Genomic DNA, 12,344 nt, shown 5'->3' on the forward strand with positions numbered 1-12,344 from the left:
CATGAGTGACGACCAGATTCGCTACTACCTCAAGCGGGTCACCGCCGAACTGCACGACACCAGGAAGCGCCTGCACGCCGCCGAGGAGGCGCGCAACGAACCCCTGGCCATCGTCGGGATGGCGTGCCGGCTGCCCGGCGGCGTCGACACGCCCGAGGCACTGTGGTCCGTCCTGGACGCCGGCGCCGACGTCGTCTCGGAACTGCCACGCGATCGCGGCTGGGACGTGGAGGGGCTCTTCCACCCGGACCCGGCGCACACCGGCACCTCCTACAGCCGGCACGGCGGTTTCCTCGACGATGTCGGGGGATTCGACGCCGAGTTCTTCGGGATGTCGCCGCGTGAGGCGTTGGCGACGGATCCGCAGCAGCGGCTGCTGTTGGAGGTCGCCTGGGAGGCCGTCGAGCGGGCCGGGATCGACCCCACCGCGTTACGTGGCACCCGCACCGCCGTGTTCGCCGGCTCCAACATGCAGGACTACCAGGACCTGGCGCACCCGGTGCCCAGCGAACTTGAGGGTTTCCTGGGCACCGGGAACGCCAGCTCGGTCGCCTCGGGTCGGGTGGCCTACACGTTCGGGTTCGAGGGGCCGGCGGTGACGGTGGACACGGCGTGCTCGTCGTCGTTGGTGGCGGTGCATCTGGCGGCGCAGTCGTTGCGTTCGGGTGAGTCGGATCTGGCGTTGGCGGGTGGGGTCACGGTGATGTCGACGCCTGGTGAGTTCATCGAGTTCTCGCGGCAGCGGGGGTTGGCTCCTGATGGGCGGTGCAAGGCGTTCGCGGCGGCTGCCGACGGCACCGGCTGGGCCGAGGGCGGGGGGATGTTGTTGTTGGAGCGGTTGTCGGACGCGCGGCGGAACGGTCATCCGGTGCTCGCGGTGATGCGGGGGAGTGCGGTCAATCAGGACGGCGCCTCCAACGGGTTGACGGCGCCGAATGGTCCGGCGCAGGAGCGGGTGATTCGGCAGGCGTTGGCGAACGCGGGGCTTGCGGCTCATGAGGTGGACGCGGTGGAGGCGCATGGGACGGGGACGCGTCTGGGCGATCCGATCGAGGCACAGGCGCTGCTGGCCACCTATGGTCAGGATCGTGAAGTGCCGCTGTGGTTGGGGTCGTTGAAGTCCAACATCGGGCACACGCAGGCCGCCGCCGGGGTTGCGGGGATCATCAAGATGGTGCTGGCCCTTGAGCATGGGCTGCTGCCCCGCACATTGCATGTCGATGAGCCGTCCGAGCATGTGGACTGGTCGGCGGGGTCCGTCGAGCTGTTGACGCAGGCGCGGCCCTGGCCGGCGGCCGACCGGCCGCGCCGCGCCGCCGTGTCGTCCTTCGGCGTCAGCGGCACCAACGCCCATGTGATCCTCGAACAGCCCCCGACCGCACCGGAGTCGGCCCCCTCCGACGAGGCGCCGAAGACGCCCGCCGTGATCCCCTGGACGCTCTCCGCCCGCACCCCCCAGGCCCTGGCCGAACAGGCCGCCCGACTGGCCACGGCCGTGCCCGAGACGGCGCATCCGGCGGTGATCGCACGCGAACTGGCCAGGGGCCGGGCGGTGTTTGAGGAGCGGGCGGTGGTGTTGGGTGTGGGGGTTTCGGGGTTGGTGGCTGGTTTGGGTGGGTTGGTTGGGGGGCGGTTGGGGGTTGGTGTGGTGCGGGGTCGTGCGGTGGAGGGGCGTCGGACGGTGTTGGTGTTTCCGGGGCAGGGTTCGCAGTGGGTGGGGATGGCGGGGGGTTTGTTGGAGGGGGAGGAGGTGTTCGCTCGGGCGGTGGCTGAGTGTGAGGTGGCGTTGGCTCCGTTTGTGGATTGGTCGTTGGCTGGGGTGTTGCGTGGGGATGTGGGTGCGCCGGGGTTGGAGCGGGTGGATGTGGTGCAGCCGGTGTTGTGGGGGGTGATGGTGTCGTTGGCGGCGTTGTGGGGTGCCTATGGGGTGCGTCCTGATGCGGTGGTGGGGCATTCGCAGGGGGAGATCGCGGCGGCGTGTGTGGCGGGGGTGTTGTCGTTGGAGGATGGTGCTCGGGTGGTGACGGGGCGTTCTGCGGCGTTGTTGTCGTTGGCGGGTTCTGGGGGGATGGCGTCGGTGGCGTTGTCGGTGGCGGAGGTGGAGGTGGCGTTGGTGCCGTGGGGTGGTCGGTTGGGGGTGGCGGTGGTGAACAGTCCTGGGTCGACGGTGGTGGCGGGTGATTCGGTGGCGTTGGAGGAGTTTTTGGGGGTGGTGGTGGCGCGGGGGGTGCGGGCGCGGCGGGTGCCGGTGGACTACGCGTCGCACAGTGCGCATGTGGATGGGGTGCGGGAGGAGATCGGGGCGGTGTTGGGGGAGGTTCGTCCGTTGGCGGGTGGGGTGCCGATGGTGTCGACGGTGACGGGGGACTGGGTGGCGCCCGAGGAGTTGACCACGGAGTACTGGCATGCCAACCTCCGTCAGCCGGTGCTCTTCCAGCGGGCCGTCGAGACCCTCCTCGACCAGGGCTACAACACCTTCATCGAAGCCAGCCCCCACCCCGTGCTCGTGACACCCGTGCAGGAGACCGCCGAGGAGTTCGGCGCCCGGCACGCCGTCGCCATCGGGACGCTGCGGCGCGACGAGGGCGGCCCCGCCCGGTTCCTGCGCTCCCTCGCCGAAGCCCATGTGCACGGCGTGGACGTGGACTTCGGCGCCACGTTCGCCGACGCCCCGACGGAGCGGATCGAGCTGCCCACCTACCCGTTCCAGCGCAGCCGCTACTGGATCGACCCCCAGCCGGGCACGGGCGACGCCAGCTCGCTCGGCCTGACCGCCGCCGGGCATCCGCTGCTCGCCGCCTCCCTCGACCCGGCGACGCCGGGCGCCGTCCTCCTCACCGGCCGGCTCAGCGCCAGGGACCAGCCCTGGCTGCTGGACCATGTCGTGCTCGGCGCGACGCTGGTCCCCGGCACGGCCCTGGTCGAGATGGCGGTCCGCGCCGGGGACGAGGTGGGCGCCCCGGTGCTGGGCGAGCTCGTCATCGAGGAGCCGCTGCTGCTCCCGCCGGGCGGTGAGGTCAGGCTCCAGGTCGTCGTGGGCGCACCCGGCCCGGACGGCGCCCGGCCCGTGTCCCTGCACTCGCGGACATCGGGCGACGAAGCCTGGCGGCGGCACGCCAGGGGCGAGCTGCTCCCCGAGCCCGCCGTCGATGAGCACGACCCCGCACCGTCCGGCGTCTGGCCGCCCCCGGACGCCACCCCCGTCGACCTGACCGGGTTCTACCCGGCGCTCGAAGCCGACGGGCTCGGCTACGGCCCGGTGTTCCAGGGGCTGCGGGCCGCCTGGCGCGCCGGGGACCAGGTGTTCGCCGAGATCGAGCTCCCCGAGGAACAGGGCGCGCGGGTAGGCGAGTTCGGCATCCACCCGGCGCTTCTGGACGCCACGCTGCACGCCGCGGGCTGCGGCGTGCTGCCGCCGGCGCCCGCCGGCTCGGTCCGACTGCCGTTCGCCTGGAACGACGTCACCCTGCACGCCTCGGGCGCCACGGCCCTCCGCGTCGTCATCTCGCCCGCCGGACCCGACGCCCTGACGCTGCGCGCCACCGACCCCGAGGGCGCCCCGGCGCTCACGGCGCGCTCGCTCGCGTTGCGGCCGGTGTCGCGGGACCAGCTCGAACAGGGGCGCCCCGGGCAGGCGGACGCGCGCTTCGCGACGGAGTGGACGCCGCTGCCGGCCGGCGTCCAGGCGGCGGACGCCCAGGGCTGGGAGATCGTGCCGGTCACCGAAGCGGACGCCCCCGGCCGCGATCCCCTGGCCGCCACCCGGGCGGCGACCGGCGCGGCCCTGGCGCTGCTGCGCGACCGGCTCGCAGGGGAGGGCGGCCTCGCCCTGGTCACCAGGGGCGCGGTGGCCGTGGGCCCCGACGAGTCCCCCGACCCGGCCCAGGCCGCGGCCTCGGGACTGGTGCGCTCCGCCGTGTCCGAACACCCCGACCGCGTCCTGCTGGTCGACACCGACGACACGCCCGCCTCAGCCGGCGCGCTCGCGGCCGTGGTCGCCACGGCGGTCGCCGCCGGGGAACGAGAGCTGGCACTCCGCGACGGCCGGGCCCTCGTCCCCAGGCTGCGGCGGGCGGAGCCGGCGTCCGAGCCGGCCTGGCGCCAGGACGGGACGGTGCTGATCACCGGCGGATTCGGCGTGCTCGGAGCGCTGGTGGCCAGGCATCTCGTCACCCGGCACGGCGCCGGACGGCTGCTGCTCGCCGGCCGGCGCGGCGCCGAGACCCCGGGCGCCGCCGAGCTGCTCGACGAGCTGACGGCGCTGGGCGCGCACGTCACGGGCGCCTCGGTGGACGTGGGGGATCGCGCCCAACTCGCCGCGCTGCTGGCGGACATCCCGCCCGAGCACCCGCTCACCGCCGTCGTGCACACCGCCGGGGCGCTGGACGACGGCATGGTGAGCGCCCTCACACCGGAGCGGCTGGACGCCGTGCTCAGGCCGAAGGCCGACGCCGCCTGGCACCTGCACGAGCTGACCGCCGATCTGGACCTCGCCGAGTTCGTGCTGTTCTCCTCAGCGAGCGGCGTCTTCGGCACGGCGGGGCAGGGCAACTACGCGGCGGCGAACGCGTTCCTCGACGCGCTGGCCGAGCACCGTAGGGCCCAGGGCCGCCCCGCCCGCTCGCTGGCCTGGGGCCTGTGGGCCGACGCCAGCGCCCTGACCGGCCATCTCACCGACGCCGACCGGGCCAGGCTCTCCCGTGGCGGGATGCGCCCCCTCGCCGCCGACCAGGGCCTGGCGCTCTTCGACGCCGCCCTCGGCACCGAGTCGGCCACCCCGCTGCTCGCGCCGTTCGACCTGGCCACCCGCCGCGATGACGTCCATCCGCTGCTGCGGGGCCTGGTGCGGCCGTCCCGCCCGACGGCTGCGGCTGCCGGACGGCACCCGTCGGGCCTCGCCGAACGGGTGGCGGCCCTGCCCGAGACGGAGCGCACCGCCGCGCTGGCCGAGGTGGTGCGCACGGAGGCCGCCGCGGTGCTCGGGCACACCGGCGCGGCGGCCGTCGGCGCCGACCGGGCGTTCAAGGACCTCGGGTTCGACTCGTTGACCGCCGTGGAGCTGCGGAACCGGCTGAACGCCGTCACGGGCCTGCGGCTCGCCGCCACGGTCGTCTTCGACCACCCGACGCCCACCGCGCTCGCCACCCATGTGCGCGCCCGCCTCCTCGGCGAGCGCGGCGCGGCGGCGCCGCCGCCGGTGGCGGTCGCGAACGGCGCGGCGGCCGACGAGCCGATCGCCATCGTCGGGATGGCGTGCCGGCTGCCCGGCGGCGCTGACACCCCCGAGAAGCTCTGGGAGTTGGTGCGTGAGGGCCGCGACGCCATCTCCGACTTCCCCACCGACCGGGGCTGGGACCCGGAGCTCTACGACGAGGACCCGGACCGGCCCGGCCGTTCCTACACCCGCGAGGGAGGCTTCCTCTACGAGGCGGCCGAGTTCGACGCGTCCTTCTTCGGGATGTCGCCGCGTGAGGCGTTGGCGACGGATCCGCAGCAGCGGCTGCTGTTGGAGGTCGCCTGGGAGGCCGTCGAGCGGGCCGGGATCGACCCGGCCACCCTGCGCGGCAGCCGGACCGGCGTCTTCGCCGGGCTGATGTACCACGACTACGGCTCCCGGCTCCACGATGTGCCCCAGGGCCTTGAGGGCTATCTGGGCAACGGCAGCGCGGGCAGCGTCGGATCAGGGCGGATCGCCTACACGTTGGGCCTTGAGGGGCCGGCGGTGACGGTGGACACGGCGTGCTCGTCGTCGTTGGTGGCGGTGCATCTGGCGGCGCAGTCGTTGCGTTCGGGTGAGTCCGAGATGGCGTTGGCGGGCGGGGTCACCGTCATGGCCACCCCGACCACCTTCGTGGAGTTCTCCCGGCAGCGGGCGCTGGCCCCCGACGGGCGGTGCAAGTCGTTCGCCGCCGCCGCCGACGGCACGGGCTGGGGCGAGGGCGCGGGGCTGCTCCTGCTGGAGCGGCTCTCCGACGCCCGCCGCAACGGCCATCCCGTCCTCGCCGTGGTGCGCGGCAGCGCGATCAACCAGGACGGCGCCTCCAACGGCCTGACCGCGCCCAGCGGTCCGGCGCAGGAGCGGGTGATTCGGCAGGCGTTGGCGAACGCGGGGCTTGCGGCTCATGAGGTGGACGCGGTGGAGGCGCATGGGACGGGGACGCGTCTGGGGGATCCGATCGAGGCGCAGGCGCTGCTGGCCACCTACGGTCAGGATCGTGAAGTGCCGCTGTGGTTGGGGTCGTTGAAGTCCAACATCGGGCACACCCAGGCCGCCGCCGGCGCGGCCGGCATCACCAAGATGGTCATGGCGCTCCGTGCGGGGCTGCTGCCCAGGACCCTCCACGTCGATGAGCCGTCCGAGCATGTGGACTGGTCGGCGGGCAGCGTCGAGCTGTTGACGGAGGCGCGGCCCTGGCCGGCGGCCGACCGGCCGCGCCGCGCCGCCGTGTCGTCGTTCGGCGTCAGCGGCACCAACGCCCATGTCGTCCTGGAGCAGGCGCCGGCGGAGCCCGCCCCACCGGCCGAGGCACCCGACGGCACGACCGACGGCACGCTCCCCCTGGTGATCTCCGGCAGGACACCCGGCGCGGTCGCGGCACGGGCCCGGCAGGTCGCCGCCCTGCTGGGCGAAGGCGCTGAACCCGCCGAGGTGGCCCGTGGCCTGGTGCACTCCCGGGCGGTGTTTGAGGAGCGGGCGGTGGTGTTGGGTGTGGGGGTTTCGGGGTTGGTGGCTGGTTTGGGTGGGTTGGTTGGGGGGCGGTTGGGGGTTGGTGTGGTGCGGGGTCGTGCGGTGGAGGGGCGTCGGACGGTGTTGGTGTTTCCGGGGCAGGGTTCGCAGTGGGTGGGGATGGCGGGGGGTTTGTTGGAGGGGGAGGAGGTGTTCGCTCGGGCGGTGGCTGAGTGTGAGGTGGCGTTGGCTCCGTTTGTGGATTGGTCGTTGGCTGGGGTGTTGCGTGGGGATGTGGGTGCGCCGGGGTTGGAGCGGGTGGATGTGGTGCAGCCGGTGTTGTGGGGGGTGATGGTGTCGTTGGCGGCGTTGTGGGGTGCGTATGGGGTGCGTCCTGATGCGGTGGTGGGTCATTCGCAGGGGGAGATCGCGGCGGCGTGTGTGGCGGGGGTGTTGTCGTTGGAGGATGGTGCTCGGGTGGTGACGGGGCGTTCTGCGGCGTTGTTGTCGTTGGCGGGTTCTGGGGGGATGGCGTCGGTGGCGTTGTCGGTGGCGGAGGTGGAGGTGGCGTTGGTGCCGTGGGGTGGTCGGTTGGGGGTTGCGGTGGTGAACAGTCCTGGGTCGACGGTGGTGGCGGGTGATTCGGTGGCGTTGGAGGAGTTTTTGGCGGTGGTGGTGGCGCGGGGGGTGCGGGCGCGGCGGGTGCCGGTGGACTACGCGTCGCACAGTGCGCATGTGGATGGGGTGCGGGAGGAGATCGGGGCGGTGTTGGGGGAGGTTCGTCCGTTGGCGGGTGGGGTGCCGATGGTGTCGACGGTGACGGGGGACTGGGTGGCGCCCGAGGAGTTGACCACGGAGTACTGGCATGCCAACCTCCGTCAGCCGGTGCTCTTCCAGCGGGCCGTCGAAACCCTCCTCGACCAGGGCTACAACACCTTCATCGAAGCCAGCCCCCACCCGGTGCTGACCATGAGCGTCCGGGAGAGCATGGACGCCGCCGGGTTCGCCGACGGGCATGTGGTGGGCACGCTGCGCCGGGACGAGGGAGGGCGGCAACGCTTCCTGACCAGCCTGAGCGAGGCCCATGTCCAGGGCACACCCGTCGACTGGACCCCGGTGGTGGGGCCACGCGCCACGCCCCTGGCGGAGCTGCCCACCTACCCGTTCCAGCGGCGCCGCTACTGGCTGGAGGCACCCACCCGCAGGGCGGACGACACCGCGACCTACCAGGAACCGGAGCCCTTGGACGAGGCGGCGGCAGCGAGCCTGGCCGACGAGCTCGCCGGCCTGAAACCGGCCGAACGCGCGGAACGGCTCCTCGATGTGGTGCGCGGCCAGGCGGCGGACGTGTTGCGCTACGAGCCGGGCGAGTCCGTGGAACCGACCCTGGCCTTCCGCGAGTTGGGCTTCGACTCGCTGGCGGCCATGGACCTCCGCAACCGGCTGGGCACCCTCGTCGGCCTGCCGCTGCCCGCCACTGTGGTCTTCGACCACCCCACGCCCCTCGCGCTCTCGGCGCATCTGGCCGACGCGCTCTCCGCCGACGGGGCCGGGCATCCGCTGCTGGAGGCGGTGGCGGCCCTTGAGGCGTCGTTCGCCGCCGACGACCCCGCACAGGACGAGGCGGTGATCCGGCTCAGGGCGCTGCTGGCGCGCTGGGACCGCTTCCCGGCCGGAGTCGAGGACACGGAACTCGACCTGGCCACCGCCACCGACGACGAGCTGTTCGAGCTGATGGACCGCAAGGAGGGAAGCCGATGACCGCCGGAACCGGAGTCGAGGCCACGGCCGAGACGGAGAAGCTGCGGCACTATCTGCGGCGCGCGCTCGCCGACGCCAGGTCCGCCTCCCGACGCGTGGCGGAGCTGGAGGCCGCCGCCGGCGAGCCGATCGCCATCGTCGGGATGGCGTGCCGGCTGCCCGGCGGCGCCGACACCCCGGAGAGGCTCTGGGAGTTGGTGCGTGAGGGCCGCGACGCCGTCACCGGCTTCCCCACCGACCGGGGCTGGGACCCGGAGCTCTACGACGAGGACCCGGACCGGCCCGGCCGTTCCTACACCCGCGAGGGAGGCTTCCTCGACGACCCGTCCGGGTTCGACGCGGAGTTCTTCGGCATCAGCCCTCGGGAGGCGCTGGCCGCCGACCCGCAGCAGCGGCTGCTGTTGGAGGTCGCCTGGGAGGCCGTCGAGCGGGCCGGGATCGACCCGAGGGCGCTGCGTTCCACCCGCACCGGGGTCTTCGCCGGCGTCGCCGGGCGCGACTACGGCACCGGATTCCACCGGCTGCCGGCCGAGTTGGAGGGATATCTGATCGTCGGAGCCGCCACCAGCGTGGCCTCCGGCCGGATCGCCTACACGTTGGGCCTTGAGGGGCCGGCGGTGACGGTGGACACGGCGTGCTCCTCGTCGTTGGTCGCGGTGCATCTGGCCACCCGGTCGCTGCGCTCGGGCGAGTCGGACCTGGCCCTGGCCGGCGGGGCGGCGGTCATGGCGACGCCCACCGCCTTTGTCGACTTCTCGCGGCAGCGGGGGCTGGCTCCTGACGGGCGGTGCAAGTCGTTCTCGGCGGCGGCCGACGGGACGGGGTGGGGCGAGGGCGCGGGGCTGCTCCTGTTGGAGCGGCTCTCCGACGCCCAGCGGAACGGTCATCCGGTGCTCGCGGTGATCCGGGGGAGTGCGGTCAACCAGGACGGCGCGTCCAACGGCCTGACCGCCCCGAGCGGTCCTGCCCAACAGCGGGTGATTCGGCAGGCGTTGGCGAATGCCGGGCTTGCGGCTCATGAGGTGGACGCGGTGGAGGCGCATGGGACGGGGACGCGTCTGGGCGATCCGATCGAGGCGCAGGCGCTGCTGGCCACCTATGGCCAGGATCGTGAAGTGCCGCTGTGGTTGGGGTCGTTGAAGTCCAACATCGGGCACACCCAGGCCGCCGCCGGCGTCGCCGGGATCACCAAGATGGTCATGGCATTACGCGCGGGGCTACTGCCCCGAACCCTGCATGTCGATGAGCCGTCCGAGCATGTGGACTGGTCGGCGGGCAGCGTCGAGCTGTTGACGGAGGCGCGGCCCTGGCCTGAGGCCGACCGGCCGCGCCGCGCCGCCGTGTCATCGTTCGGCGTCAGCGGCACCAACGCCCACCTCATCCTCGAACAGCCCCCGACCGCACCGGAGTCGGCGCCATCCGACGAGGCGCCGAGCGCGCCAGCGGTGATCCCCTGGACGCTCTCCGCCCGCAGCCCCCAGGCCCTGGCGGCGCAGGCCGCGCGGCTCGGGGAGGTCCACGCCGACCCCCGGGACATCGCGGCGACCCTGCTGGACACCCGGACCGCGTTCGAGCATCGGGCGGTGGTCATCGGCAACGACCTCGACGAACTCCGCGTGGGGCTGGCCGCCCTGGCGTCGGGGCTCCCCTCCGCCCGGCTGGTGACCGGACGGGTGACGGAGGGAGAGGTCGCGTTCCTCTTCACGGGTCAGGGCAGTCAACGTGTCGGGATGGGGGCTGAACTCCACCGTGTGTTCCCGGTGTTCGCCGGGGTCTTTGACGAGGTGTGTGCCGAAGTGGACGGGCGGTTGGCCGGGTTGGCGGTTCGTTCGCTTCGGGAGGTGGTGTTCGACGTGGGGGAGCCGGATGCCGTCCACCGTACGATCCACACGCAGCCGGCGTTGTTCGCGATCGAGGTGGCGTTGTTCCGGTTGTTGGAGAGCCTGGGTGTGGTTCCGGATTCGGTGGCGGGTCATTCGGTGGGGGAGATCGCGGCGGCGCATGTGGCGGGTGTGTTGTCGTTGGCGGATGCCGTGGCATTGGTGTCGGCGCGGGCTCGGTTGATGGATGGTCTGCCGTCGGGTGGTGCGATGGTGGCGGTTGAGGCGGTGGAGGAGGAGGTTCTTCCGTTGCTTTCGTCGGTGGTGGGTGTCGCGGCGGTGAACGGGCCTCGTGCGGTGGTGGTTTCGGGGGAGGCGGCGGCGGTTGCGGCGGTGGGTGAGCATTTTCGGGGTCTGGGGCGGAAGACCACGTCGCTCAAGGTGTCGCATGCCTTCCATTCGCCGTTGATGGATCCGATTCTTGAGGAGTTCGCGGCCACGGCCCGTCGGCTCACGTATCACGCGCCGCGTATTCCATTGGTGGCGGGTGGGGATGTCACCGATCCCGATCACTGGGTGCGGCATATCCGCGAGCCCGTCCGCTTCCACGACACCGTCCAGGCCCTCGCCCCGCACACCAGCGGCTGGATCGAGATCGGCCCCGACCCCGTCCTCACCACCCTGGCCCAGAACGCGCTTCCGACCGGGCCCGCCTTCGCCGCCACGCTCCAGAGGGACCGGCCCGAGGTGGAGACGGTGCTGGCGGCGCTCGGGCAGCTGCATGCGCGCGGCACACCGGTGGACTGGCGGCGGGTGCTGGCCGAGACGGGCCGCCCGACCGGCGCCCGGGTGGAGTTGCCGACGTACCCCTTCCAACGCGAGCGGTACTGGCTCGACGCGGTCGCGTCCCCCGCACCCGAGGCCGACGGCGCCCGCACCGCCCCCGTGGCCGGGCCCATGTCCGCCGCCGACCTGCCCACGCTGGTCCGCGCCGAGGCCGCCGCCGTGCTCGGCCACCCCGACGCCCAACGGCTCGACCCGGAACGGCCGTTCCTCGAAATGGGCTTCGACTCCCTCACGGCGGCCCAGCTGCGCGCCAGGCTGGCCACCGCCACCGGGCTGCGGCTTCCCGTCTCCACCATCTTCGATCACCCCACCCCCCGCGCGCTGGCCGCCCACCTGGAGGCCCTGCGCGCCTCCGGCGACGCGCGGCCCGAAGGGCCGGTCGGCGGCGGTGAGGGCGACGCGCTGGCCACCCTCTACCGGGAGCTGTGCGCGGCCGACCGGTTCCAGGAGGCCGCCCAGGTGCTGACGGCGGCCTCCGCCCTCCGGGCCGGCTTCGGCGCGGAGTCCGCCGGCGATCACCGGCCGATCCCCGTCCGGCTCAGCGAGGGGCGGGCCCGGCCCCGGCTGATCTGCCTGCCGTCGCTCAGCGCGGCCTCGGGGCCGCACGAGTACGCGCGGTTCGGCCGCTCGTTCCAGGAGGCGCGGGAGGTGCTGGCGCTGCCGTCCCCCGGCTTCGCGGCGCACGAGGAGCCGCCGGACAGCTATGAGACCTACCGCCTGCTCCTGGCCGAGGCCGTGCGTGGCGCCGTGGGGGACGAACCCTTCGTCCTGGTGGGCCGCTCCATCGGCGGCTGTGTGGCGCACGCGGTGGCGGGTGCGCTTGAGGAGTCGGGACCGGCTCCGGCCGGCGTCGTCCTCATCGACACCTATCCCGTGGACGCCGGCGAACAGGACGGCATGGACTGGTGGTTGCCCGCCATGACGGCGGGCACGCTCGACCGGATCGACAGGTTCGGCCCACCCCTGGAACGCCACAACCTCACCGCGATGGGCGCCTACCAGCGGCTCTTCGCCGGCTGGCAGCCCAAGCCCAGCACGGTGCCGACCCTGCTGGTCCGGGCCGCGCAGCCGCTGCCAGGCGCGCTGCCGGCGCAGGGCCCGAGCGCGGAGTGGCGGGCGTTCTGGCCGCTGCCACACGACGCGGCCGAGGTCCCGGGCGACCACTTCACCGTGCTGGAGGACCACTCCGAGTCCACCGCCGCCGCGGTCGCCGACTGGCTCGACGGCCTGTCGACGCCCGCCTGAGTCCC

At 73.3% G+C, this 12,344-nt stretch carries 2 protein-coding genes; both read left to right on the plus strand.

Annotation, left to right across the window (positions count from 1 at the left end):
- Position 1: 1 nt before the first annotated feature.
- Positions 2-8,428, plus strand: coding sequence for a type I polyketide synthase (locus K4G22_RS27615; RefSeq protein ID WP_228083179.1), 8,427 nt, complete (start codon positions 2-4; stop codon positions 8,426-8,428).
- A 95-nt stretch (positions 8,429-8,523) separates the two neighbouring features.
- On the plus strand, positions 8,524-12,339 hold the full coding sequence (locus K4G22_RS27620; RefSeq protein ID WP_425336818.1) for a type I polyketide synthase: 3,816 nt from the start codon (positions 8,524-8,526) through the stop codon (positions 12,337-12,339).
- Positions 12,340-12,344 lie beyond the last annotated feature (5 nt).

The sequence above is a fragment of the Streptomyces profundus genome (assembly GCF_020740535.1).
Classification (GTDB): Bacteria; Actinomycetota; Actinomycetes; order Streptomycetales; family Streptomycetaceae; genus Streptomyces; species Streptomyces profundus.

Bases quoted from the DNA above. Each gene is read 5' to 3' on its own strand.
- K4G22_RS27615 (WP_228083179.1), top strand. From the start codon at position 2: ATGAGTGACGACCAGATTCGCTACTACCTCAAGCGGGTCACCGCCGAA.